Here is a 24,265-nt window from a genome sequence, read left to right as displayed (position 1 = left end):
TTCGCATAATATCAACTTGCGTTGATTTTATTCGCTGTCGTACCTGCGATCGGGAAGTCGGGACGAGCGGGGTCCTGAAAAGGAGGGATCATCCGGGCCGGGAACAAATGGCCAACCGAGGCCGTTGACCCCTTCGACAACCTGAGCGCACCAAACTCAACCTTTGGCTTGACAGCACCGCGGCAGCGGAGGCAGTCTTGAGCGAGGTTCACTCAGCGTAGTGCAACTGACAAGGCTCGATAATCAGGGAGGATTCACTATGGCTCGTGCGGTCGGTATCGACCTCGGGACCACCAACTCCGTCGTCGCAGTTCTGGAGGGCGGTGACCCCGTCGTCGTCGCCAACTCCGAGGGCTCCCGGACCACACCATCGGTCGTTGCGTTCGCCCGCAACGGCGAGGTCTTGGTCGGTCAGCCCGCCAAGAACCAGGCAGTGACCAACGTCGACCGCACCATCCGGTCGGTCAAACGGCACATGGGCACGGACTGGTCGATCGAGATCGACGACAAGAAATACACCGCGCAGGAGATCAGCGCCCGGGTTCTGATGAAGCTGAAGCGCGACGCCGAGGCCTACCTCGGTGAGGACATCACCGACGCGGTGATCACCACACCCGCCTACTTCAATGACGCTCAGCGGCAGGCCACCAAAGAGGCCGGCCAGATCGCTGGGCTGAACGTGCTGCGGATCGTCAACGAGCCGACCGCGGCCGCGCTGGCCTACGGGCTGGATAAAGGCGAGAAGGAACAGCGGATCCTGGTGTTCGACCTGGGCGGCGGCACCTTCGACGTCTCGCTGCTCGAGATCGGCGAGGGCGTCGTGGAGGTCCGCGCGACTTCCGGTGACAATCACCTCGGCGGCGACGACTGGGACGACCGGATCGTCGAGTGGCTGGTCGACAAGTTCAAGGGCAGCAGCGGTATTGACCTGACCAAGGACAAGATGGCCATGCAGCGGCTGCGGGAAGCGGCCGAGAAGGCCAAGATCGAGTTGTCGTCGTCTGGCAGCACCTCGATCAATCTGCCCTACATCACCGTCGACGCTGACAAGAACCCGTTGTTCCTCGATGAGCAGCTGACCCGTGCGGAGTTCCAGAAGATCACCCAAGATCTGCTGGACCGCGCCCGTAACCCATTCCAGTCGGTGATCAAGGACGCCGGTATCGCGGTGTCCGAGATCGACCATGTCGTACTGGTGGGTGGCTCCACCCGGATGCCCGCGGTGTCGGAACTGGTCAAGGAGATGACCGGCGGCAAGGAGCCCAACAAGGGCGTCAACCCCGACGAGGTGGTCGCGGTGGGTGCCGCGCTGCAGGCCGGTGTGCTCAAGGGCGAGGTGAAAGACGTTCTGCTGCTTGACGTCACACCGCTGAGTCTCGGTATCGAGACCAAGGGCGGCGTGATGACCAAGCTGATCGAGCGCAACACCACGATTCCGACCAAGCGGTCGGAGACCTTCACCACCGCCGACGACAACCAGCCGTCGGTGCAGATCCAGGTCTACCAGGGTGAGCGCGAAATCGCTTCGCACAACAAGCTGCTCGGCTCCTTCGAGCTGACCGGTATTCCGCCGGCGCCGCGCGGTGTTCCGCAGATCGAGGTCACCTTCGACATCGACGCCAACGGCATCGTGCACGTCACCGCCAAGGACAAGGGCACCGGCAAGGAAAACACGATCAAAATCCAGGAGGGCTCCGGCCTGTCCAAGGAGGAGATCGACCGGATGATCAAGGACGCCGAGGCGCACGCCGATGAGGACCGCAAGCGTCGCGAGGAGGCCGACGTCCGCAACCAAGCCGAATCGCTGGTCTACCAGACCGAGAAGTTCGTCAAGGACCAGCGCGAGGCCGAGGGCGGATCCAAGGTCCCCGAGGACACCCTGACCAAGGTCGACGCGGCGATCGGCGAGGCGAAGAAGGCGCTGGAAGGCACCGACATCGGGGAGATCAAGGCCGCGATGGAGAAGCTGGGCCAGGAGTCTCAAGCGCTGGGCCAGGCGATCTACGAGGCCACCCAAGCCGAGCAGGCTGCCGGCGGCGGCGCTGAGGCCGGACCGAGCGGAGCCGATGACGTCGTCGACGCGGAGGTGGTCGATGATGACCGGGAGGCCAAGTGACCGAAGGCAACCCACACGAACCGGTAACTGTCACCGACAAGCGGCGGGTTGATCCCGAGACCGGCGAGGTACGACACGTGGCGTCCGGTGCGGCCCCTAGCGGGCCGCCACCGGAGGCCGCCGCGTCCGAAGGGCCGGCCGATGCCGACAAGGTCGCCGAGTTGACCGGCGATCTGCAGCGGGCGCACGCCGACTTCGCCAACTACCGCAAGCGGGCGCTGCGCGACCAGCAGGCGGCGGCGGACCGTGCCAAGGCCACCGTGGTCAGCCAATTGCTGGGCGTGCTCGACGATCTCGACCGGGCACGCAGCCACGGTGATCTGGAGTCAGGTCCGCTGCGCTCGGTCGCCGACAAGCTGACCAGCACGCTGACCGGGCTTGGCCTGGCGGCGTTCGGCGCCGAGGGCGACGACTTCGACCCGGAGCTGCACGAAGCTGTCCAGCACGAAGGCGACGGGGGTGAAGGCTCGAGGCCGGTGATCGGCAATGTCATGCGGCAGGGCTACAAACTCGGTGACCAGATTTTGCGGCACGCCATGGTCGGCGTGGTCGACACCGTCCCGGAAGAGGGCGCCGACACAGCCGATAACGACGCCAATAACGCCGAGCAGACCGCAGAATCAGAACCAACGGAGAATTAACGACGAGACAAATGCAGAAAGGTGAGAGGGGGTGACGCGCAATGGCCCAACGGGAGTGGGTCGAAAAGGACTTCTACAAGGAGTTAGGCGTCTCCCCTGACGCCAGCCAAGACGAAATTAAGCGGGTGGCCCGCAAGCTGCTCGCCGAGAACCATCCCGACCGCAACCCTAGCAACAAGGCGGCCGAAGACCGCTACAAGGCGGTGTCCGAGGCCAAGGAAGTCCTGACGGATCAGGCCAAGCGCAAGGAGTACGACGAAACCCGCCGCCTGTTCGCGGGCGGCGGTTTCGGTCGCCGGTTCAACGGCGGCGACTTCGGCGGCGGCTTCAACGTGGGCGGCGACGGCGCCGAATTCAATCTGAACGATTTGTTCGACGCCGCCGGCCGCAGCGGCGGCACCAATATCGGTGACCTGTTCGGCGGCTTGTTCGGCCGGGGTGGAGCCCCACGTCCGAGCCGGCCACGGCGTGGCAACGATTTGGAGACCGAAGCTGAGCTGAGCTTCCTGGAGGCCACCAAGGGCGTGGCGATGCCGTTGCGGCTCACCAGCCCTGCGCCGTGCACGAATTGCCATGGCAGCGGCGCGCGCCCAGGAACCAGCCCCAAGGTCTGCGCCACGTGTAATGGCTCCGGGGTGATCAGCCGCAACCAGGGCGCGTTCGGCTTCTCCGAGCCCTGCACCGATTGCCGCGGCAGCGGGTCGATCATCGAGCACCCCTGCGACGAGTGCAAGGGCACCGGTGTCACCACCCGCACCCGCACCATCAACGTGCGGATCCCGCCGGGTGTCGAGGACGGGCAACGGATCCGGCTGGCCGGCCAGGGCGAGGCTGGGCTGCGGGGCGCCCCGTCAGGTGACCTGTACGTGACCGTTCATGTGCGGCCGGACAATGTCTTCGGCCGCGACGGCGATGACCTGACCGTGACGATTCCCGTCAGCTTCTCCGAATTGGCGTTGGGTACCACGCTTTCGGTGCCGACGCTGGACGGGCGGGTCGGTGTTCGGGTGCCCAAGGGCACCGCCGACGGCCGCATTTTGCGGGTACGTGGGCGCGGTGTGCCCAAGCGCGCCGGCGGTAGCGGTGACCTGCTGGTCACCGTCAAAGTCGCTGTCCCGCCGAACCTCGAAGGTGCCGCCCAGGATGCGTTGGAAGCCTACGCGGCCGCCGAGCGGTCCAGCGGCTTCGACCCGCGGGCCGGATGGGCAGGTAACCGCTGATGGCTAAGAAGGAAGACGCCCGCACGTTTCTGATCTCGGTGGCCGCCGAGCTGGCCGGTATGCATGCGCAGACCCTGCGCACCTACGACCGGCTCGGGCTGGTCAGTCCGCAGCGCAGTTCCGGTGGCGGACGGCGGTATTCGCAGCACGACGTTGAACTGCTCCGCGAGGTGCAGCGGCTCTCCCAAGATGAAGGCGTCAACCTGGCCGGCATCAAACGGATTATCGAGCTGACCAATCAAGTCGAGGCGCTGCAGTCGCGGCTCCGCGAGATGGCCGCCGAAATCGAGGCATTGCGGGCCACTCAACGGCGTGATGTCGCCGTCGTGCCCAAGAGCACCGCGGTGGTGGTCTGGCAACCCCGCCGGCCGCGCTGAGGCTTCACCGCCGAACGTGAAATGGTTGCGAAAAAATCGCGAAAAACTCGCAATGGTTTCACGTTCGGCGGTTAGCTGATCCGAATCGAGAACTGGGCGATGGCCGAGCCGCCCGGCTGCGCCGCCCGGTAGCCGCCGCGCCGTAGCGCATCGGTCGGCGCGGCCATCGGCTCGAAGCACACCACGTCCTCGCCGGGCGGAGCGAAGATCTGCGCCGCGGGATAGCCCAGCTCGAAGTGCACTTCGATGCGTCGGCCGCCACCGGAGACTGCGAACACCGCGTCGTCGGTAACCTGGTCGTAGCCGTCGTCGAAAGTCTTGTCGCCCAATGCGTCTCTGGTCGCCGGCTGCGGTGACGACTCACCGGTGGGCAGACCGCGCTCGTCGAGGCTCAGGTGCCGCAGCGGCGGAGTCTCGATGATCCACTCGCTGCGCGCCACGCCCGGCAACTGGAGATACGGATGAAAGCCGAAACACAGCGGCACGGCGGCGTTCCCGGTCGGTGTGATCGCCGTTCGCAGCGTCAGCGTCCGCTGCGAGAGTCGAACGGTCAACGCCAGCAGATGCGGGAACGGGAAGCTGGACAGCAACTCAGGATCCGCGCCGACATCGACCTCGGCGGTCAGTTCACTCTCGGATTCGGCCACCACCCGCCAGCGTGGATACGCCGCGAGCACACCGTGAATCGGTAGCCCGTGCGGATCGGCCCGAACTCCGTTGCTGCCCGGCACCAAGTTGACCGTCTCGCCCTCGGCGCGATAAGTATTGGCCCCCAACCGATTCGCCCACGGGTAGAGCAGTGGGATGCCCATCGTCTTACCGTCGGCGACGTATGCGTCCAGCCCACGGCGCTGGCCGAGCAGTTGCACACCGGAGTCCGTGAGTGAGACGCCGATCATCCCGGCCTCCGGCACGAACTGCGCCTGCACGGTTGACGCCGGGTCACGCAGCGTGACGATGTGCACGTCGGCCAGCCTAGGCGATCGCAAGCACGGCGAAGCCGGGCGCAGCGGGTCGCCGCGGACTTGGTGCGCTAGCTGTGCAGCGGGTCGTGTTGGATGTGCTCGGGCGGCGCTCCTTTGGCGATCAGCGCCGCCTTGGTGGCGCGCACCATCTCCGGTCCACCACAGATCAGGATCTGGCGATCGCCCCAGCCGCCGTATCGGGTCACCACGTCGGGCAGTCGGCCCGTTTGCCGCACATGCAGCCCGCGCGGCGGGGTCACGTCGGGATAGCCGGCGGCCCAAGCCGGGTCACCGGCGTACTCCGACACCGGAGACACCGACAGCCACGGGTTGTGCGCCGCGATCTGCCACAGCGTGGGCAGGTCGTAGAGCTCGCAGGGGTAGCGGCCGCCGAAAAACAGGTGCACCCGCGGATTCTGCCCAAAGCGGGCGAGGTCCATGACGATCGACCGTAGCGGCGCCAGGCCGGTGCTGCCGGCCACCATCAGCACGTCGCCGCAGTCGCGGTCGACGTGCATCCCGCCGTGCGGACTGGACAGCCGCCACCGGTCACCGGGCTGGGTTTCGCCGACGATGGCGGTGCTGACCAGGCCGCCGGGTACCGCCCGGACATGGAATTCGATGGCGCCACTGTCATCCGACGGGATGGCCGGCGTCAGGTAGCGCCACCGCCGCGGGCATTGCGGGACCGCAACATTGACGTACTGGCCGGGATGATGGTGCAGCGGCCGGTTCAACTGCAACCGCACCACCGCCAGATCGCGCGACACCCGCAGGTGTTCGATCACGGTGCCGTCCCACCAAGCGGGGCCCTCGTCGGCATCGGCGGCACCGCTCATCACCCCGGTGATCAGGTTCAGTGACTGCCGAGCGGCCTCGTCGACGGCATCGGTCCAGGCGTGGCTCAGCGTGTCGCGCAGCGTCGCATACAGCGCGCGGTGCAACGTCTCGTAGTGCTTGGCGATGACGCCGTATTTGCGGTGGTCGCGGCCCAGCTGAGCCAAAAATGCCACCGGCGACTGAGCGCGCTGCGCGACCAGTTCGCCGTACACCCAGTGCAGCGCGTGCGCGAACGCGGCCCGTTGTCCGGCCATATCCGGCGGGAACAAATCGCGCAGTGCCACGTCGAGGGAAAACCAGCGGGCATAAAACTGGCCGACGAGCCCGTCGGCGCCGGATGGGGCTTCGCCGTCGAACGCGGCGTGCAACACCCGCAGCGCATCTCGGTCGTCAAGGCCCACGGCCGACGATTTTAGGCCTGTTTAGGCACATGGTCGCCGCGGCGAACAAGACTTCTGCCTAGAGGGTGTGAATTCCCTTGTAGAGCACCAGCAAACCGATCAGTACCAGGATCACCGCGAGCATCGCAGCGTTGTGGCGCTCCATCCAATCCTTGAGTCGGCCCAGCGGTTCGTGGAGGCGCTCACCGGCAGCGGCGTAGGCCAGGATCGGGATGGCGACCGACGACGCGGCGACCGCGACGAAAAACACCGCCGAGATCCATGCGCGGGTGGCGCCCAGGCCGGCGCTGCCGATCGCCAAACCGGCCGCGGCGCAGATCAGCAGCACTTCGAGCCGTACCACTGCCAGCACCGCCCCGGTCACTCCGGCCCTGATCGGCGTGAGCGTGGTGAGCGACTGCATCCATCGCGGCGTCTCTGTGTGGCGGTGGCGGCTCAGCCACCGGTAGATGCCGAAGAGGATCAGCGCTGAACCGACGACGATTCGCAACCACGACGCCCACGCCGGTGGCGACTTCTGCAGGCCGCCGAGCAACCCGGAGATCGCGACGAACAGAGCCGTCAGCCCAGCCAGCACCACCAGCCAACCACCGAGAAACGCGAGCCCGGTCGCCCGCGGTCGGGGGGTGTGCAATACCAGCACGGCGGGAATGATCGACAGCGGCGAAAGGCTGATCACCAGCGCGAGGGAAAGAAGTCCGGTCAGCGCCGAACCCCAGCTGCCTGTCACGCCAGCACGGTAGCCGTCCGCTCAGCATCTCGATAGACTTGAGCGGAACAGACTCAACCTTGACGGCGTTGAACAACGCGACAAGCATTTTTCCCAGACCCAGAACGGAGGCGTCGTGGACTCTTTCAACCCGACAACCAAGGCGCAAGCGGCGCTGACATCGGCGTTACAGGCGGCTTCCGCCGCCGGTAATCCCGAGATCCGGCCCGCTCATCTGCTGTTGGCGCTGCTGACGCAGAACGACGGGATCGCCGCGCCACTGCTGGAGGCTGTCGGCGTCGAGCCCGCCACCATCCGCGCCGAAGCCCAGCGTCTACTTGACCGGCTGCCGCAGATCAGCGGCGCCAGCTCGCAGCCGCAGCTGTCGCGCGAATCGCTGGCGGCGATCACCACCGCCCAGCAACTGGCCACCGAACTCGACGACGAGTACGTCTCCACCGAGCACCTGATGGTGGGGCTGGCTACCGGCGACTCCGAGGTCGCCAAACTGCTGACCGGTCATGGCGCCTCCCCGCAAGCCCTGCGGGAGGCATTCGTGAAGGTCCGCGGCAGCGCCCGGGTCACCAGCCCCGATCCGGAGGCCACCTACCAGGCGTTGGAGAAGTACTCCACCGACCTGACCGCGCGCGCCCGCGAAGGCAAACTCGACCCGGTCATCGGCCGCGACAACGAGATTCGCCGCGTTGTGCAGGTGCTGAGCCGTCGGACCAAGAACAACCCGGTGCTCATCGGTGAGCCCGGCGTCGGCAAGACCGCGATCGTCGAGGGCCTGGCCCAGCGCATCGTGGCCGGCGACGTGCCGGAGAGCCTGCGCGACAAGACCGTCGTCTCGCTGGACCTGGGTTCGATGGTGGCCGGCGCCAAGTACCGCGGCGAGTTCGAGGAACGGCTCAAGGCGGTCCTCGACGACATCAAGAACTCCGCCGGACAGATCATCACGTTCATCGACGAGCTGCACACCATCGTCGGCGCCGGCGCCACCGGCGAGTCGGCGATGGACGCCGGCAACATGATCAAGCCGATGCTGGCGCGCGGCGAGCTGCGGCTGGTCGGCGCCACCACGCTCGACGAATACCGCAAGCACATCGAGAAGGACGCCGCCCTGGAACGCCGCTTCCAGCAGGTCTTCGTCGGTGAACCGTCGGTGGAAGACACCGTCGGGATCCTGCGCGGATTGAAGGACCGCTACGAGGTGCACCACGGGGTGCGCATCACCGACTCGGCGCTGGTCGCCGCGGCCACACTGAGTGACCGCTACATCACCGCGCGGTTTTTGCCGGACAAGGCCATCGACCTGGTCGACGAGGCCGCGTCGCGGCTGCGGATGGAGATCGACTCGCGGCCCGTCGAGATCGACGAGGTCGAGCGGCTGGTCCGCCGCCTCGAGATCGAGGAAATGGCGCTGGCCAAAGAGGAAGACGAGGCGTCGCGCGAACGGTTGGAGAAGCTGCGCGCCGAACTGGCCGACCACAAAGAAAAGTTGGCCGAACTCACCACCCGGTGGCACAACGAGAAGAACGCCATCGACGTCGTCCGCGAACTCAAGGAGCAACTGGACACCCTGCGCGGCGAATCCGACCGCGCCGAACGCGACGGCGACCTGGCCAAGGCCGCCGAGCTGCGCTACGGCCGCATCCCCGAGGTCGAGAAGAAACTCGACGCGGCGCTGCCGTCCGCGCAGGCCCGCGAGGACGTCATGCTCAAGGAGGAGGTCGGGCCCGACGACATCGCCGACGTGGTGAGCGCGTGGACCGGCATCCCGGCCGGGCGACTGCTCGAAGGGGAGACCGCCAAGCTGCTGCGGATGGAAGACGAGCTGGGCAAGCGGGTCGTCGGCCAGCGCAAGCCGGTGCAGGCGGTGTCCGACGCGGTCCGGCGCTCACGCGCCGGCGTCGCCGACCCCAACCGGCCGACCGGGGCATTCTTGTTCCTCGGCCCCACCGGTGTCGGTAAAACCGAGCTGGCCAAGGCGCTGGCCGACTTCCTGTTCGACGACGAGCGGGCAATGGTCCGCATCGACATGAGCGAGTACGGCGAGAAGCACTCGGTGGCCCGCCTGGTCGGAGCGCCGCCCGGCTACGTCGGATACGACCAGGGCGGTCAGCTGACCGAGGCGGTCCGCCGCCGGCCCTACACGGTGGTGCTCTTCGACGAGGTCGAAAAGGCCCACCCGGACGTGTTCGACGTGCTGCTGCAGGTCCTCGACGAGGGTCGGCTCACCGACGGGCAGGGCCGTACCGTCGACTTCCGCAACACCATCCTGATCCTGACGTCCAACCTCGGGTCGGGCGGCAGCGAGGAGCAGGTGATGGCCGCGGTGCGGGCGACGTTCAAGCCGGAATTCATCAACCGGCTCGACGACGTGCTGATCTTCGAGGGCCTCAACCCCGAGGAGTTGGTGCACATCGTCGACATCCAGCTCGAGCAGCTGAGCAAGCGGCTGGCGCAGCGGCGGCTACAGCTGGAAGTGTCGCTGCAGGCCAAGAAGTGGCTCTCGCAGCGCGGGTTCGACCCGGTCTACGGGGCGCGTCCGCTGCGGCGGCTGATACAGCAGGCCATCGGCGACCAGCTGGCCAAGATGCTGCTGGCCGGCGAGGTGCACGACGGCGACACCGTGCCGGTCAACGTCAGCCCCGACGGCGAGGCCCTCATCCTGGGCTGAGCCGCGCTCGAACGTCGACTTGTTGTGGACATTTCCCAAAAATCGCCCAACAAGTCGACGTTCGGCAGCGGGGGTGTGATGGGGTTGTGACCTGCAAGCATTCGTGATTCTCCACGAAAAGCAAGTAGGCTACGTGCGATGGTCCCGCTTTGGTTCACGCTCTCCGCGCTGTGCTTCGTCGGCGCGGTGGTGCTGCTTTACGTCGACATCGATCGACGCCGCGGGCGGGGCCGGCGCCGCAAATCCTGGGCGCGTTCGCACGGGTTCGACTACGAACCGGAATCCACCGGCATCCTCCAGCGCTGGAAGCGCGGCGTGATGTCGACCGTCGGCGACATACCCGCCCGTAACGTGGTGCTGGGCCAGATCCGCGGCGAAGCGGTGTTCATCTTCGACCTCGAGGAAGTCGCCACGGTGATCGCGCTGCACCGCAAGGTGGGCACCAACGTCGTGGTCGACGTCCGGCTCAAAGGCCTGAAAGAGCCGCGGGAGAACGACATTTGGCTGCTCGGCGCGATCGGGCCGCGGATGGTGTACTCCACCAACCTGGACGCGGCCCGGCGCGCATGCGACCGCCGGATGGTCACCTTCGCCCACACCGCACCGGACTGCGCCGAGATCATGTGGAACGAGGAGAACTGGACACTGGTCAGCATGCCGATCGCCAGCACCCGCGCCCAGTGGGACGAGGGTCTGCGCACCGTGCGCCAGTTCAACGACTTGCTGCGGGTGTTGCCGCCGGTACCCAAGCAGGCCGCGCTGACCCAGTCCGCCGGCCGCCGTAACGCCGCGCCGAGTCGCCCGCTGGCCCCGACCGCCCGGGCGGAGGCGGCACCGAAGCGCGCCGAAGCCTCCGGGCGATCCGAGCCGGCGCGGCGGGCACCCGACGAGGCCGTCCGCCGCCCGCCGCCACCCAGCAACGGCTACCAGGCCACGCATTATCAGCGTTGATATCTGACAGCTACGCTGTCGGTCATGCCGTCGCCCGTCGCCCTGATCACCGGGCCCACATCGGGGATCGGCGCAGGCTTCGCCCGCCGCTTCGCCGCCGACGGCCACGACCTGGTACTGGTAGCCCGCGATGCTGACCGACTGGAGCAATTGGCCGCCGAACTGCGCGACGAAGGCGGCCGCGCGGTCGAGGTACTCCCGGCCGACCTGGCCGACGCTGCTGATCGCGGCAAGGTCGCCGAGCGGCTCGCAGCCGGCGTCGACGTACTGGTCAACAACGCCGGCTTCGGGACCTCCGGCGAATTCTGGACCGCCGATCCCGCGCTGCTACAAGCCCAGCTGGATGTCAATGTGACCGCGGTGATGCAGCTGACCCGTGCCGCGCTGCCGGCCATGGTCGACGCGGGTTCGGGCACCATCATCAATGTCGCCAGCGTCGCCGGACTGGTGTCGGGTCGCGGGTCGACATACTCGGCGTCCAAAGCTTGGGTGGTGTCGTTCACCGAAGGGCTGGCCGGTGGGCTGAAGGGCACCGGGGTGGGCATACATGCGGTGTGTCCGGGCTTCGTACACACCGAATTTCACAGCCGCGCGGGCATCGACATGGCCTCGATGCCGTCGTTCATGTGGCTCGAGGTCGACGACGTGATTCGGGAAAGCCTGGCCGATATCGCGCGCGGCAAGGTGATCAGCGTTCCGGGGTTGCAATACAAGGCGCTCACCACGGCCGGGCGGATGGCGCCGCGAAGCCTGGTCCGCGGCTTTACCAATGTGATTGGCCGGGGCCGTGGCCGCACCTGAGCCCGCCGACCGCGACGAGTTGGCCGACCTGGTGCGCCGACTGTCGGTGGTGCACGGCCGCGTCACCTTGTCGTCGGGCAAGCAAGCCGACTACTACGTCGATCTGCGGCGGGCCACCTTGCATCACCGCGCCGCCGCGCTGATCGGCCGGTTGATGCGCGAACTCACCCAAGACTGGCAGTACGCGGCGGTTGGCGGTCTGACCTTGGGTGCCGATCCCGTCGCCGCCGCCGTCATGCATGCCCCGGGCCGCCCGATCGACGCGTTCGTCGTGCGTAAGTCGGTGAAAGCCCATGGCATGCAACGTCTTATCGAGGGCCCCGACATTACCGGCCAGCAGGTGCTGGTGGTCGAGGACACCAGTACCACCGGAGCCTCGGCGCTGACTGCGGTACGGGCGGTGCGTGACGCGGGCGCCGACGTGGTGGGTGTGGCGACCGTGGTGGATCGCGCGACCGGCGCCGCCGAAGCGATTCAAGCCGAAGGCCTGCCCTACCGCAGCGTGCTGAATCTCGCCGATCTAGGACTGCGTTAATTGTCGCGCGACAGCCCGCCTCGCACCGTGCGGGCTCTGATCGCAATGGTGGCCACCCTGGCGCTGGTATCGGCCTGTTCGGGTGCGGCACACGATAACCGGGTTTACGGCGCGCAGTCCGCTCGGCTGGGCGAATCGCTGGCAGTGTTGGGCTGGAACGTCGCAATGTCCAATCTGCGCTGGAATGCCGACTACGTTCTGGTCGACGTCGACGCCGCCCCGACCGACCCGGCTGCAGCGCACGCGAAGCCCGAGGACTTCCGGTTCGGGTTCTACGGCGCGCTGGCCCACCCGATGGAAGCCACCGGCATCGGCAGCTGCGAAGGCGCGAAAAATGTTGTCGTGCAGCATCTTTCCGCACCCACGCCGGACCGGCTGACCGGCACGGTGTGCCTGGGCCCACTGAAGGACCGCAGCGCGGTGCGCGGGGTGTACCTGTATTCGCCACGGGACCGGATCGCCGCCACCGCGGCCGCGTATCCGGCGACGTTTCCGGTGGGCATGCTGCCGACCAAGGAGAACGACATCGGCATGGTGGTCAAGACCACCAGCGTGTCGGCCTGGCGCGCCGACGGCACCCAGTTGACTCAAGAGTCGCTGGGCGACCCGGCCGTGTTCAGCGGCAACGGCTATATGCTGCTGGGCCTGGTCGCTGACACTGTTGCGGCGCGCTACCGCGAGGAGTCGGCTGCCCGCGATGGGCCCATGATGCTGCTGGCCACCCCAACCTTGCCCCCGCCGGGGCTCAGCACCGCCTGCTCGGCGTACGGGTCGTCAGTGTTGCTGTTGCCCGAGGCGTCGCTGGACGCTGTACACGTCGACGCGTCGCTGTGCACTCAGGGCGAGATCAACCAGGCGCTGTTGTACGCGACTGTCGCGGTAGTCGGCACCCACGCCGCGGTCTGGACCACACAATGACTGAGCCCGGGCCCACCGAGTGGGGCGTGCCCAGTGCGGGGGTGGGCCCGTGGGTGGGAGATCTTCCGGACGATCCGCGGTATGACCCGGCACTGCTGCGTGACGGTGACACCCGCAATGTCGTTGACGCCTACCGCTACTGGACGCGGGAGGCGATCATCGCCGACATCGACCAGCGCAGGCATCCGCTGCACATCGCGATCGAGAACTTCGGCCACGACTCCAACATCGGCGGGGTGGTGCGCGCCGCCAACGCGTTCGCGGTGGACACCGTGCATATTGTGGGCCGCCGCCGGTGGAATCGCCGCGGCGCCATGGTGACCGACCGCTACCAGCGGCTGTCCCATCACGACCACATCGCCGACCTGTTGGATTTTGCTGCCGGCGCCGGGCTGACCGTGGTGGCCGTCGACAACGTCCCCGGCGCCGCCCGGCTGGAACAGACGCCGCTGCCACGCAATTGCCTGCTGGTCTTCGGCCAGGAGGGGCCCGGCATCAGCGACGACGCCCGCGCCGGCGCGGCGCTGACCGTCTCGATCGCTCAGTTCGGCTCGACGCGCAGCATCAACGTCGCGGTGGCCGCCGGGATCGCCATGCACGCCTGGATCACCCAACACGGAGACGTCGCGAAAGCCTGGTAAGGGCAATCACCTTAGGATCAGTGCATATGGATCAGCTATGGGCCAACCGGGCGGCCAGCGCCGAAGCGGCGGTGACCGCCCGGCACCTCAGACGACTGTGGGCGCTGCCGGGCACCCAGTTGGGCGTGGTGGCCTGGCCGCCGGTGCGACGTGACCGGTTGTTCGGACACTGGCATTACTGGTGGCAGGCGCATCTGCTGGACTGTCTGGTCGACGCCCAACTACGCGACCCAACGTCGGAGCGTCACAAAGAGATCAAACGCCAGATCCGCGCACATCGGCTGCGCAACGTCGGGCGATGGGTCAACGACTACTACGACGACATGGCCTGGCTGGCGCTGGCGCTCGAGCGGGCGTCCCGGTTTGTCGGCGTCGACCGGCATCGCGCCCTTGACACACTGACCGACCAGTTCGTCAAAGCCTGGGTGCCCGAGGATGGCGGCGGCATCCCCTGGCGCAAACAGGACCAGTTCTTCAACGCCCCGGGCAACGGTCCGGCCGGAATCTTTCTGGCCCGCTACGGCGACCGCCTCAAGCGCGCGCAGCAGATGGCCGACTGGATCGACAACACGCTGATCGACCCGAAGACGCATCTGGTGTTCGACGGCATCAAAGCCGGTTCGCTGGTCCGTGCCCAGTACACCTACTGCCAGGGCGTGGTGCTGGGGCTGGAGACCGAATTGGCCGCGCGCACCGGCGATCCGCGGCACGCGCCGCGGGTGCACCGGCTGGTCGACGCCGTCAAGGAGCACATGGCGCCGGCGGGGGTGCTCAAGGGCGAAGGCGGTGGCGACGGGGGACTGTTCGGCGGGGTCACCGTCCGCTACCTGGCGCAGGTCGCCACCACGTTGCCGGGGGAGTCGGTCGAAGACGCCGCGGCCCGTGACACCGCTCGCGAGTTGGTGTTGGACTCCGCGCAGTCGGCGTGGGACTACCGGCAGTCGGTGCAGGGGCTGCCGCTGTTCGGACCGTTCTGGGATCGCACCGCCGACCTGCCGTCGACGGGCGGCAAAGAGGCCGAGTTCGTCGAGGGCGCGGTGACCGGCTCCGAGGTCGCCGAGCGTGACCTGTCGGTGCAGCTGTCCGGCTGGATGCTGATGGAGGCCGCCCACGCAGTCAGCGCAGTAGAGAGGAATGGCGCAAATGACTAAAGTCCATCCCGACGCAGAGACCGCATTGCACGGCCTGCTGAAGGACGGGATCACCGTCGCCGCTGGCGGTTTCGGCCTGTGCGGCATTCCGGAGAACCTGATCCAGGCTCTGGTGGACAGCGGTGTCAAGGACCTCACGATCGTCGGAAACAACGCCGGCGTGGACGATTTCGGCATGGGCCTGCTGCTCAAGGCCCGACAGGTGAAAAAAGTGATCGCCTCCTACGTCGGCGAGAACAAGGAGTTCGAACGCCAGGTGCTGTCAGGTGAACTGGATCTCGCCCTCACTCCGCAGGGGACGCTGGCGGAGAAGTTGCGCGCCGGCGGGGCAGGCATTCCGGGCTTCTACACCCGCACCGCCTACGGCACCAATCTCGCCGAGGGCAAAGACACCCGGGTCTTCGACGGCACCGAATATGTTCTGGAAGAAGGCATTCGCGCCGACGTGGCCATCGTCAAGGCATGGAAGGGCGACACAGCGGGCAATCTCGTCTATCGCAAGACCGCGCGCAACTTCAATCCGATGATCGCCACCTGCGGCACGGTGACCGTCGCCGAGGTGGAGGAGCTCGTCGAAGTCGGTGACTTGGATCCCGATCAGATTCACACTCCCGGCATCTACGTCGACCGCATCATCGAAGGGCCCAGCTACGAGAAGCGCATCGAATTCCGCACGGTGACAAGCGGTGCCGCGCTCAAGCACGACAGTCCGATTCGCGAGCGGATGGCCCGCCGGGCCGCCCAGGAACTGCGTGACGGCTACTACGTCAACCTGGGCATCGGAATTCCCACGCTGGTGGCCAATTTCATTCCGTCGGGCATCAGCGTGACGCTGCAGTCAGAGAACGGCCTACTGGGTATCGGCTCCTACCCGACCGAGGATGCGATCGACCCCGACCTCATCAACGCCGGGAAGCAGACCATCACCACGCTTGCCGGCTCGAGTTTTTTCAGCAGCGCCGAGTCCTTCGCGATGATCCGCGGCGGCCACATCGATCTGTCCATCCTGGGCGGATTAGAGGTCGCGGAGAACGGCGACCTGGCGAACTGGATGGTGCCGGGCAAGATGGTCAAAGGACCGGGCGGCGCCATGGATTTGGTGTCGGGCGTAAAGCGGGTGATCGTCGTGATGGATCACACCGCCAAAGACGGCAGCCCGAAGATTCTCAAGCAATGCACCCTGCCGATCACCGGCAAGGCCGTGGTCGACATGATCATCACCGACCTGTGCGTCTTCGACGTCGAACCCGACCGGGGGCTGACTCTCAAAGAACTGCATCCCGGGGTGACGGTCGAGGACGTGCGCGCCAAGACCGGCTGCGATTTCACCGTCGCACTGGACTAGCGGCTACTCGGACACCGTGAGCTGCTCGGGGTCACTCTTGGCTGCCCTACGGCGGTTCAGAGAGCTCCGCCCGACCGCAATCAACGCCGGCAACATCGACACGAACAGGATGCACAGGATGATCGCTTCCAAGTTGCGATGGACGAAGTCCACGTTGCCCAGGAAGTAGCCCGCCACCGTCGCACCGCCACCCCAGGCGATGCCGCCGACGATGTCGAACGCCAGATACGTCGGATAGTGCATGTAGGACACCCCGGCGACCACCGGGGTGAAGGTGCGCACGAACGGCATGAACCGGGCCAGGATGATGGCCATCGGACCGTACTTCTCGAAGAACGCGTGCGATTCCGTCACGTGATGCTGCTTGAAGAAGCGGGAATCTTCCCGCTTGAACAACGCCGGCCCGATCCGGCGACCGATGAAATACCCGGTTTGGTCACCGAGCACCGCGACCAGCGCGACCGCCGGGGCCAGCACCCAGATGTTCATCGTCCCGTGCGCGGCCAGCAGTCCGCCGGTGAACAGCAGCGACTCGCCGGGCAGCAACGGGAACAGCAGGCCGGTCTCGATGAAGACGATGAGCAGGATGGCGGGCAGTACCGCCGACGCGAACAGGCCCTGCGGACCGATCCAATACATCGGGTCCATCAGGTCGGGCAAGGCCAACACGGCGGTGTCCATGAGGACCCAAGATACCGGCGTCCGGGGCCCGCTCTGACCAGACGCGGCCCGGGTGGGGTCTCGACGCCCGCGCGGTGTTGCGATACTGGGCGGACACGTCTTCAGGTGCAGCCGCCGCCGGCCCGCTTCACACCAGCTCAGGAGGAGTTCCATGCCGATCGCAACACCCGAGGTCTACGCCGAGATGCTGGAGCGGGCCAAGCAGAACTGCTACGCCTTCCCGGCGATCAACTGCACATCTTCGGAGACCGTCAACGCCGCGATCAAGGGGTTCGCCGACGCCGGCAGTGACGGCATCATCCAGTTCTCCACCGGTGGTGCGGAGTTCGCTTCCGGTCTCGGCGTCAAGGACATGGTGACCGGCGCGGTGGCGCTGGCCGAGTTCGCCCACATCATCGCCGAGAAGTACTCGATCAACGTGGCGCTGCACACCGACCACTGCCCCAAGGACAAGCTGGACGGCTACGTGCGGCCGCTGCTGGCGATCTCTTCGGAGCGGGTGTCGGCCGGCAAGAGCCCGCTGTTCCAATCGCACATGTGGGACGGCTCGGCAGTGCCGATCGACGAGAACCTCGACATCGCCCGCCAGCTGCTCAAGGACGCGGCGGCCGCCAAGATCGTCCTGGAGATCGAGATCGGCGTCGTCGGCGGCGAAGAGGACGGCGTCGCCAACGAGATCAACGACAAGCTGTACACCACACCGGACGACTTCGAGAAAACTATCGACGCGCTGGGCCACGGCGAACACGGAAAGTACTTACTGGCCGCGACGTTCGGCAACGTGCACGGCGTCTACAAGCCCGGCAACGTCAAGCTGCGTCCCGACATCCTGGCGCAAGGCCAAAAGGTGGCGGCGGCCAAGCTCGGCTTATCCGACGACGCCAAGCCGTTCGACTTCGTGTTCCACGGCGGCTCCGGATCGGCGAAGTCGGAGATCGAAGAGGCGCTGGGCTACGGCGTGGTCAAGATGAACGTCGACACCGACACCCAGTACGCGTTCACTCGCCCGGTCGCCGGGCACATGTTCAGCAATTACGACGGCGTGCTCAAGGTCGACGACGAGGTCGGCAACAAGAAGGTCTACGACCCGCGTAGCTATCTGAAAAAGGCCGAAGCCGGGATGACCGAGCGGGTCATCGAGGCCTGCAACGACTTGCACTGCGCCGGAAAGTCGCTGTCCGGCTAACCGCTAGCTCGCCGAAAACAGCACGTCATGGCCACCGCTCGGCGCGCACCGCTACTTATGGATGTGGGAGCGCGAGACCATGCGCCATATATACTTTAGGCGTTGAACGTATATATGTGTATGTGGAGGTGTGGTGACAAAGCGGCTGATTGATCTTGACGATGACCTGCTCATCGCGGCGCAACGTGCGCTCAATACAACTGGCGTTTCGGACACCGTGCGGTTGGCCCTGGAACACGCGGCGGCCAACTCCGCCCGTGCGCGCCAAGTCGAATGGCTTGTCGGTGGCGGTCTAGAGCAGATGGCCGAACCGCAGAAACGCGTCGACGTGTGGCGCTAATCGCACGCTACCTGATCGACACCAGCGCCGCGGCCCGGATGCGGCACCCCGACGTGTCGCGACGGATCACCCCGTTGATCGAGGCCGGACTGGTGGCGACCACTGCTTCGCTTGACGCCGAAGCGCTGCACAGCGCGCGTAGTCCAAGCGAATACGAACAGCTATGGCACGATCGCCGCGCAGCCTATGAATACTTACCGACCAACGACGAGCATTGGCAGTCCGCTCTTAACGCTCAGCGTGAACTCGCTCGAACGGCCCGGCACCGCTCTGTCGGGGTCGCCGATCTACTTACCGCAGCCCTGGCCGCAGCCCACGACCTCACCGTCGTGCACTATGACGCCGACTTCGACACGGCCGCAACCGTATTGACGTTTGCACAGCAATGGGCCATCCCGCGTGGCCGCTTATAGTGATCAGCCAGTGCTGGACTGGCAGATCTTCCACTGGTCGTCGCGGTATTGCAGGTCAAAACTGCGGGTGGAGCGGACCTGCGGGGCGTAGGCCATGAACGCGGTGACATTGGCCTCGGCGTGACCGTCGTTGACGACCACCTGATCAATGCTGGCCACCACCGGATACTGCTTGGCGGTCGCGACGCGCTGGTAGGTGTCCTCCCAGGCGTGCTCGTCATAATTCACATAGCCGTCGCGGGCGGTGCCGCAGGTTAGGCCGCGCAACGCAGCCAGGTCGCCTTTTTGCACAGCGACGTCGAAACTTTGGATGGTGCTGCGGACCTCATCTTCCTGGGAAGCGGCTTTCTTCTTGTTTCCGTGCGTCAGCACCACCGTTCCCAGCACCGCGATCGCCGCCAGCGCCAGGATGATCAGTATCAGAGCCAACACCCAGCCCCAGCTGCGCTGGCTCGACGGACGCAGCTTGGCCCCCAGCCGTGGCGGAATCAGCTGGGGCACAGCAGCTCTCGGCGTTAACCGGCCCTGGCCGCCAGGCTGCGCCTCACCGGCCTGGAACACCTCGGTGGCCGGCTCCGGGCCGGTGTCAATGACCGCGGTCTCATTGGCGTCGAAACCCGGTGCGGTAAAACGCCGTTCACCGCGCTCGCGCTGCGGTTGGGCGTCCTCGTGCTCCGTGTCGTGGCCTTTGGCGATCACCTCGGTGGCGGGTTCGGCGTCCGACGGCGCTCGCCGGTAGGCCTCGGTGGCCTCGTCGTCGGGGCCAGCGTGCCCGTCGGCGGGACCGGCGCCCGGGCCCGCCGGGTCGTTGCCGGCGTCTGGATCGAATCCAGCCTTATTCGACCTGCTGTCGCGGTCGGGCCCTGGTGACGTGGGCATGAGCGCTGCTGTCCTCCCCGCAGTCGAATCGGTATGTGGGAGCTTAGCGACCCGACCCAGTTTGTGTGGCGACGCCGCGGCGAGACCGAGGCAACGGCAAGATAGAAGTCATGACTTCCATGGGTGACCTCTTAGGGCCGGACCCGATCCTGCTGCCAGGCGACAGCGAGGCCGAGACCGAGTTGCGGGCCGGCGAGAAACCGGCCATTGTCGCCGCCGCGCACCCGACGGCGTCGGTGGCCTGGGCGGTGCTGGCCGAAGAGGCGCTGGCCGACGACCAGGCCGTCACCGCATACGCCTATGCCCGCACCGGCTATCACCGCGGACTGGACCAGCTGCGCCGCCACGGCTGGAAGGGTTTCGGTCCGGTGCCCTACGCGCACGAGCCCAACCGTGGCTTCCTGCGGTGTGTGGCCGCGCTGGCGCGGGCCGCCGACGCCATCGGCGAAACCGATGAATACGTGCGCTGTCGAGATCTACTCGACGACTGCGACCCGAACGCCCGCCCCGCGCTCGGCTTGAGTTAGTTACCAGCTGGCTCCGCAGCTATCCGCGCCGCCCGTCGGCTCGACCTGGACGGTGGCATGCGCCAATCCGCGAGTGCCCAACACCGCGCGGGCCTCGTCGAGCACCCGGGCCGAGTCGCCGTGGCTGGTCAGGTGCGCGGTCACCATGTCCTTGCCCGGTACCAGCGTCCAGACATGCAGGTCGTGGACGTCGGTCACACCGTCGACGGCACACAGGGCCGAACGCAGCTCCTCGACGTCGATGTGGCCAGGAGATGCTTCGGACAAAATCCGCAACGCCTCGGCGGCCAGTGAGAACGCCCGCGGCAACACCCAGAGCGCAACGACGACGGCCGCCACCACGTCGGCGTACGGCCAGTGCGTGGTGACGGTGACCAGCCCCGCGATCAGCACGCCGACGCTGCCGATCGCGTCGGCGATGACCTCCATGTACGCGCCCTTGACGGCCAGGCTCTGGGCGGCGTGCGAGCGCAGCATCAGCGCCACCACGGCGTTGGTGGCCAGGCCGAGCAGCGCGACCACAATCATCGGTACGCCCGGCACCGCCGGGGCGTCGCCAAGCCGCCGAACCGCTTCATAGAGGATGAACGCCGCCACCCCGATCAGCAGCGCCGCATTGGCGACAGCGGTGAACACTTCGGCGCGGTGCCAGCCATAGGTGCGCCGCGGCGACGTACTGCCGCGACGGGCCAGCAACACGGCGGCCAGCCCCATAAACGCGGCCACCACGTCGGTCAACATGTGTCCGGCGTCGGCCAGCAGCGCAATCGAGCCGATGGCCAGCGCGGTGGCGATCTCGACGGCGAAGAACCCGCTCAGCAGCGCCGCGGCGGCGAGCAACCTGGATATTCGGGCGTCGACATCGGTGTGCTGGTGACCGGCGCCCATGCCACGAAATATATGCGTGTTAGCGCATATATGGCAAGGTCACATCCACGCGCTCCAGAACCGGGTCAGCTGTCCGCCGGCACCTGCCAGCATCGCGGGCACTCCGGATAGCTCAAAGAACCAGTAGACGATCCCGAAGAACCACTGGTTCAGCACCGGCGCGATGAGCAGCACCAATAGCGCCAGCAAGCCCCACGGTTTGACCGGTTCCAGTGCTCGCTGCGTTTCGGGACTCAAATGTGGTTCAAGTGCGCCGTAACCGTCCAGGCCCGGAATCGGCAGGAGGTTCAGCAGGACCGCGGTGACCTGCAGGAAGCCGAGGAAAGCCACGCCGGCCCACAGCACTGGGTGGTCCGGGTCGTAGCAGATGCGGGTCACTCCCAGCAGCAGCACCGCCAGCAGCAGGTTGGCCGACGGTCCGGCCAGGCTGACGATGGTGCGCCGCGTGGCCGTCATGAACGAAGTGCGCACATAAACAGCGGCGCCGGGTAGCCCAATTCCGCCCAACGCGATGAACAGCATTGGTAGGCCCAGCGACAGACCCGGATGGGCGTAACGGCGCGGATCCAGCGTCAGGTAGCCGCGCACGGCGACGTCGTGATCGCCGAACCGCCAGGCGGTGACGGCATGCCCGAACTCGTGCAGGCACAGCGACACGACCCATCCGGCGATCACCATGACGAACACGCCGGCATAGGCCAGCGGCGCGATGTTGGCACCGGCCAGCCACGCCAGCGCACCGCCCAGCACCGTTAGACCGACGATCGCCAGGAAGATCGGGCTGGGCCGCACCGATTGGTGCACACCGCGAATGCTCACGTCACGACGCTACCGGACCAGTAGCCAGCCTTCGGTGTTCCGGTAGAACGTCGAGCGCCGTGCCGGACGGGCGGCCGGTATCCCGTCGCGGATCACCGCGGCGCCGGTGGTGCCCAGCTGGGCAGCTCGTCCGGTCACCCAGCGGCGCCGGCCAACTACCCGGGCGCGCAGGCCGGGCACCGTCGCGGTCGGCTCGATTCGCGCCCCGCCGAAATGGCCGTCGACGAGCACGGTGTCGTCGACCACGGCTTCGCCGTGCAGCAACTGTGCGTCACCGGACGGTTGCCACTCGGCGGCCCCGACGATCACCGACCCGGTCTCGTCGCGGATCAATGGCACCCGCTTGGCGGTGCCACCTTGCGCTCGACGGGCAGCGCGCCACCCGGCCGGCAGCCGATAGGCCCGGGTGGCCGGGCTGTGGCGGCGCGGCACGTAGGCCACCTCGACGTTCAGCAGCTCGGCGCGCAGCAGCCGGATCAGCACGGTGGCCAGGTCGGCATCGGCGCCGACCACCACCAGCCGCTGACAGGATTTCGCGGCAGCGTCCACGTCGGCCGGGCTGGTGACCCGGCGGGCGGGCAGGCTGCGCAGCGGAGCCGGGGCACGACGATCGCCGAACAACAACACCGCCACGCTGGCGGCATTCCCGCCGGTATTCATGGATTCCGGGCAAGCGCGGTCGAATTCAGCGATCACCCATTGTCTATTAGTTCCAACCGATCAACGTCATCTGGCCGAGATCGAGGTCGCTTGGTGAGGCGATGCGGTTGGACTTGTTGTCGCCGCCGACGTCGACGACGTACAGGCCGCCTGGCGAGTTGGTGTTGATGAACGCGATCTTGGTGCCGTCGGGATTCGCTACCGGCTGGCTCACGTTTTGGATACCTAAGTCGAAAACCTTCGTGACGTCCTCGCCGCCCTGCTTGATAGAAGGGCAGCCACTGCCGGTGGTGGTGATGGGGTATTTGACGATAGCGAACCCTGGAGATGACGAACTGCTGGAGCTGCCGGGCAGACCGGACGTACTGGCGACTTCCATGCGGCTGTCGGACCCGAGCCACTGTCCGGGTATCTCCGCGCAGTCGAAATTGAGGGTGCCGTCGGGATTCCGGAGGGGAGCGGTGCCTTGAGTTTTGGGGGTCGGCGTGACCTCTTGGGGGTCCGATGTTGACCCCGACGGCAGCTTGTACAGGTGAGACTTTCCGTTTTGGTTTGCCACGTAATAGAAGTTTCCTGCTCCGTCGAAGTGCGGCGAGCTGTAGGTCGGTGGCAGACTTTGCTGAAAATCGCCCGCCTTCGGCGCGGCGGGGCTGACTGCGGTGAATTTTCCGCTGGTATCGACCCATCCGGCGCGGGTTGCGCTGTATGGCCCCGCGGTATCATCTTGCTTCATCGTGGCTAATTTGGTCAGATCTGGAGATACCTGTTCCAGATCATCGGTGGCTCCTGATCCTGATCCTGTGACATTGAACGTCGAGACAAGACCGTATTTGCCGGTGCCGGGATCAATGTAGCCATAGTTGAGGCCAGAGCCGTCATTCGACATCACCAGTATTCCTGACGTCGGGGCGTCTGCCGCTTTCCCTGATCCTCCCCCATGGTGCGAACCCCCAGGCCCCGAGCCGGAGCCGCCAGGCTCCGCTTGCGAGCCCGGACCGGACTCTTGCCCGAAGAAGTGGCTGTACACCGGGAACACCACTTTCGAACTCGCCGGTATCGCTACGACGAAGACGGCCACTATGGCGGTGACGACCAACGCTTTGTACGCAACGGATCGATGCGACCGGAGCGTGAAGAACCCGATGATGGCCGCGATCGCGGCGACAATCAGGATGCCCGGCAGGAACGATCCGAACTGGACGCGGCCGGCCACGAACGCGGCAATGACCACCACCAGCGCAACGCCGGCGACGATGGCCGCGGTCTTGATCGCGCCGGACGTGACCCGGGACGCGGCAGCCGGCTGTGCCTGCGTGGGTGGTGGCCCGCTGGATGGGGGCGGTGGTGGCGGCTCGTTCGGCGGAGGCGGTGGCGGCGGCGCCGACCTGCCGGCCGGCTGCTCCGGTGGAGGGGGCTGCTGCCGCGCCGCGGGCCGCGTGGCCTGCTTTCGCTGACGGTGCGGTGTCCAGTCCTGACCGTCCCAGTAACGCTGGGCGTTCGGGTCGTTGGGGTCGTCGTACCAGCCGGGCTGGCGGGATGTTGTCGTCATTGCTCTTCCCCCTGTGGAGGGTGTGCTAC

General features: G+C 66.6%; 25 protein-coding genes and 1 pseudogene. 16 read left to right on the top strand and 10 right to left on the bottom strand.

Annotation, left to right across the window (positions count from 1 at the left end; translation table 11 throughout):
• The first annotated feature begins 259 nt into the window (after window positions 1–259).
• Genes dnaK through AC5Y5W_RS17600 form a run of 4 tightly spaced genes read left to right on the top strand, consistent with a single transcriptional unit; the run spans window position 260 to window position 4,354 of the window.
• Window positions 260–2,116 (top strand): molecular chaperone DnaK, encoded by a 1,857-nt coding sequence (gene dnaK, locus AC5Y5W_RS17615; protein WP_500011919.1) that lies wholly within the window; start codon window positions 260–262, stop codon window positions 2,114–2,116.
• Window positions 2,113–2,757: a nucleotide exchange factor GrpE gene (gene grpE, locus AC5Y5W_RS17610; protein ID WP_500011917.1), complete on the top strand. Its 645-nt coding sequence runs from the start codon at window positions 2,113–2,115 to the stop codon at window positions 2,755–2,757. The genes dnaK and grpE overlap by 4 nt, the downstream gene beginning before the upstream one ends.
• Before the next feature lie 41 nt (window positions 2,758–2,798).
• A complete protein-coding gene (gene dnaJ / locus AC5Y5W_RS17605; protein ID WP_500011916.1) occupies window positions 2,799–3,977 on the top strand; it encodes a molecular chaperone DnaJ in 1,179 nt (392 codons plus the stop codon).
• Window positions 3,977–4,354, top strand: coding sequence for a heat shock protein transcriptional repressor HspR (locus AC5Y5W_RS17600; RefSeq protein WP_499887643.1), 378 nt, complete (start codon window positions 3,977–3,979; stop codon window positions 4,352–4,354). The genes dnaJ and AC5Y5W_RS17600 overlap by 1 nt, the downstream gene beginning before the upstream one ends.
• Window positions 4,355–4,425: 71 nt before the next feature.
• Here the strand turns inward: AC5Y5W_RS17600 and AC5Y5W_RS17595 are convergent, their stop codons facing one another.
• The 3 genes from AC5Y5W_RS17595 to AC5Y5W_RS17585 all read right to left on the bottom strand — a co-directional run bounded on the left by AC5Y5W_RS17595 (window position 4,426) and on the right by AC5Y5W_RS17585 (window position 7,290).
• Entirely contained in the window at window positions 4,426–5,319 is an 894-nt protein-coding gene (locus tag AC5Y5W_RS17595; protein ID WP_500011914.1) for an aldose 1-epimerase, read from the bottom strand.
• A gap of 68 nt (window positions 5,320–5,387) precedes the next feature.
• On the bottom strand, window positions 5,388–6,560 hold the full coding sequence (locus tag AC5Y5W_RS17590; RefSeq protein ID WP_500011913.1) for an FAD-binding oxidoreductase: 1,173 nt from the start codon (window positions 6,558–6,560) through the stop codon (window positions 5,388–5,390).
• Window positions 6,561–6,618: 58 nt separating this feature from the next.
• Window positions 6,619–7,290 (bottom strand): GAP family protein, encoded by a 672-nt coding sequence (locus AC5Y5W_RS17585; RefSeq protein ID WP_500011911.1) that lies wholly within the window; start codon window positions 7,288–7,290, stop codon window positions 6,619–6,621.
• A 115-nt stretch (window positions 7,291–7,405) separates the two neighbouring features.
• On the opposite strand from AC5Y5W_RS17585, the gene clpB reads away from it, so the two are divergent.
• The 8 genes from clpB (at window position 7,406) to AC5Y5W_RS17545 (ending at window position 16,294) form a co-directional block, all read left to right on the top strand.
• Entirely contained in the window at window positions 7,406–9,952 is a 2,547-nt protein-coding gene (gene clpB / locus AC5Y5W_RS17580) for an ATP-dependent chaperone ClpB (RefSeq protein ID WP_500011909.1), read from the top strand.
• Between the two features lie 138 nt (window positions 9,953–10,090).
• The gene (gene ttfA / locus AC5Y5W_RS17575; RefSeq protein ID WP_499887633.1) at window positions 10,091–10,903 is read left to right on the top strand and encodes a trehalose monomycolate transport factor TtfA; all 813 of its coding nucleotides are present in this window, start codon (window positions 10,091–10,093) and stop codon (window positions 10,901–10,903) included.
• A 24-nt stretch (window positions 10,904–10,927) separates the two neighbouring features.
• The gene (locus tag AC5Y5W_RS17570) at window positions 10,928–11,704 is read left to right on the top strand and encodes an SDR family NAD(P)-dependent oxidoreductase (protein WP_500011907.1); all 777 of its coding nucleotides are present in this window, start codon (window positions 10,928–10,930) and stop codon (window positions 11,702–11,704) included.
• A complete protein-coding gene (gene pyrE / locus AC5Y5W_RS17565) occupies window positions 11,691–12,239 on the top strand; it encodes an orotate phosphoribosyltransferase (RefSeq protein WP_500011905.1) in 549 nt (182 codons plus the stop codon). The genes AC5Y5W_RS17570 and pyrE overlap by 14 nt, the downstream gene beginning before the upstream one ends.
• Before the next feature lie 45 nt (window positions 12,240–12,284).
• Window positions 12,285–13,157: a hypothetical protein gene (locus AC5Y5W_RS17560; RefSeq protein ID WP_500011993.1), complete on the top strand. Its 873-nt coding sequence runs from the start codon at window positions 12,285–12,287 to the stop codon at window positions 13,155–13,157.
• Window positions 13,154–13,798, top strand: coding sequence for a TrmH family RNA methyltransferase (locus tag AC5Y5W_RS17555; RefSeq protein ID WP_500011903.1), 645 nt, complete (start codon window positions 13,154–13,156; stop codon window positions 13,796–13,798). Before AC5Y5W_RS17560 ends, AC5Y5W_RS17555 begins: the two co-directional genes overlap by 4 nt.
• Before the next feature lie 26 nt (window positions 13,799–13,824).
• Window positions 13,825–14,949 carry a glycoside hydrolase family 76 protein gene (locus tag AC5Y5W_RS17550; protein ID WP_500011902.1) on the top strand — a complete coding sequence of 375 codons (1,125 nt, stop codon included), beginning with the start codon at window positions 13,825–13,827 and terminating at the stop codon, window positions 14,947–14,949.
• Window positions 14,942–16,294 carry a 3-oxoacid CoA-transferase gene (locus tag AC5Y5W_RS17545; protein ID WP_500011901.1) on the top strand — a complete coding sequence of 451 codons (1,353 nt, stop codon included), beginning with the start codon at window positions 14,942–14,944 and terminating at the stop codon, window positions 16,292–16,294. Before AC5Y5W_RS17550 ends, AC5Y5W_RS17545 begins: the two co-directional genes overlap by 8 nt.
• Before the next feature lie 3 nt (window positions 16,295–16,297).
• Here AC5Y5W_RS17545 and AC5Y5W_RS17540 read toward each other — a convergent pair whose 3' ends face one another.
• On the bottom strand, window positions 16,298–16,975 hold the full coding sequence (locus AC5Y5W_RS17540; RefSeq protein ID WP_500011899.1) for a DedA family protein: 678 nt from the start codon (window positions 16,973–16,975) through the stop codon (window positions 16,298–16,300).
• Between the two features lie 151 nt (window positions 16,976–17,126).
• On the opposite strand from AC5Y5W_RS17540, the gene fbaA reads away from it, so the two are divergent.
• The 3 genes from fbaA (at window position 17,127) to AC5Y5W_RS17525 (ending at window position 18,914) form a co-directional block, all read left to right on the top strand.
• Complete coding sequence (fbaA, locus tag AC5Y5W_RS17535) at window positions 17,127–18,161, top strand: class II fructose-bisphosphate aldolase (protein WP_500011897.1); 1,035 nt, start codon at window positions 17,127–17,129, stop codon at window positions 18,159–18,161.
• A gap of 133 nt (window positions 18,162–18,294) precedes the next feature.
• Window positions 18,295–18,501: a DUF2191 domain-containing protein gene (locus AC5Y5W_RS17530; RefSeq protein ID WP_500011895.1), complete on the top strand. Its 207-nt coding sequence runs from the start codon at window positions 18,295–18,297 to the stop codon at window positions 18,499–18,501.
• Window positions 18,492–18,914, top strand: a complete 423-nt coding sequence (locus AC5Y5W_RS17525) for a PIN domain-containing protein (RefSeq protein WP_500011893.1) — start codon at window positions 18,492–18,494, stop codon at window positions 18,912–18,914. Before AC5Y5W_RS17530 ends, AC5Y5W_RS17525 begins: the two co-directional genes overlap by 10 nt.
• 3 nt (window positions 18,915–18,917) lie before the next feature.
• Here the strand turns inward: AC5Y5W_RS17525 and AC5Y5W_RS17520 are convergent, their stop codons facing one another.
• A complete protein-coding gene (locus tag AC5Y5W_RS17520; protein ID WP_500011891.1) occupies window positions 18,918–19,793 on the bottom strand; it encodes an Rv0361 family membrane protein in 876 nt (291 codons plus the stop codon).
• A 110-nt stretch (window positions 19,794–19,903) separates the two neighbouring features.
• Here AC5Y5W_RS17520 and AC5Y5W_RS17515 point away from each other — a divergent pair, with 110 nt between their 5' ends.
• A complete protein-coding gene (locus AC5Y5W_RS17515) occupies window positions 19,904–20,320 on the top strand; it encodes a DUF3151 domain-containing protein (protein ID WP_500011889.1) in 417 nt (138 codons plus the stop codon).
• Here AC5Y5W_RS17515 and AC5Y5W_RS17510 read toward each other — a convergent pair whose 3' ends face one another.
• The 5 genes and pseudogenes from AC5Y5W_RS17510 to AC5Y5W_RS17490 all read right to left on the bottom strand — a co-directional run.
• The gene (locus tag AC5Y5W_RS17510; RefSeq protein ID WP_500011887.1) at window positions 20,321–21,208 is read right to left on the bottom strand and encodes a cation diffusion facilitator family transporter; all 888 of its coding nucleotides are present in this window, start codon (window positions 21,206–21,208) and stop codon (window positions 20,321–20,323) included.
• Between the two features lie 39 nt (window positions 21,209–21,247).
• Window positions 21,248–22,027: a site-2 protease family protein gene (locus tag AC5Y5W_RS17505; RefSeq protein ID WP_500011885.1), complete on the bottom strand. Its 780-nt coding sequence runs from the start codon at window positions 22,025–22,027 to the stop codon at window positions 21,248–21,250.
• 9 nt (window positions 22,028–22,036) lie between these two features.
• Window positions 22,037–22,687: a peptidase M50 gene (locus tag AC5Y5W_RS17500; protein ID WP_500011991.1), complete on the bottom strand. Its 651-nt coding sequence runs from the start codon at window positions 22,685–22,687 to the stop codon at window positions 22,037–22,039.
• A gap of 46 nt (window positions 22,688–22,733) precedes the next feature.
• Window positions 22,734–23,921 carry a hypothetical protein gene (locus AC5Y5W_RS17495; protein ID WP_500012000.1) on the bottom strand — a complete coding sequence of 396 codons (1,188 nt, stop codon included), beginning with the start codon at window positions 23,919–23,921 and terminating at the stop codon, window positions 22,734–22,736.
• A gap of 207 nt (window positions 23,922–24,128) precedes the next feature.
• Window positions 24,129–24,236 (bottom strand): annotated as a pseudogene (locus AC5Y5W_RS17490) (DUF2510 domain-containing protein); the annotation flags it as partial.
• Between the last annotated feature and the right edge of the window lie 29 nt (window positions 24,237–24,265).

It is taken from the genome of Mycobacterium sp. NGS51, assembly GCF_059812525.1.
Note: the sequence above shows the minus strand (reverse complement) of the source record. Positions and strands in the feature narration are given on the sequence as shown.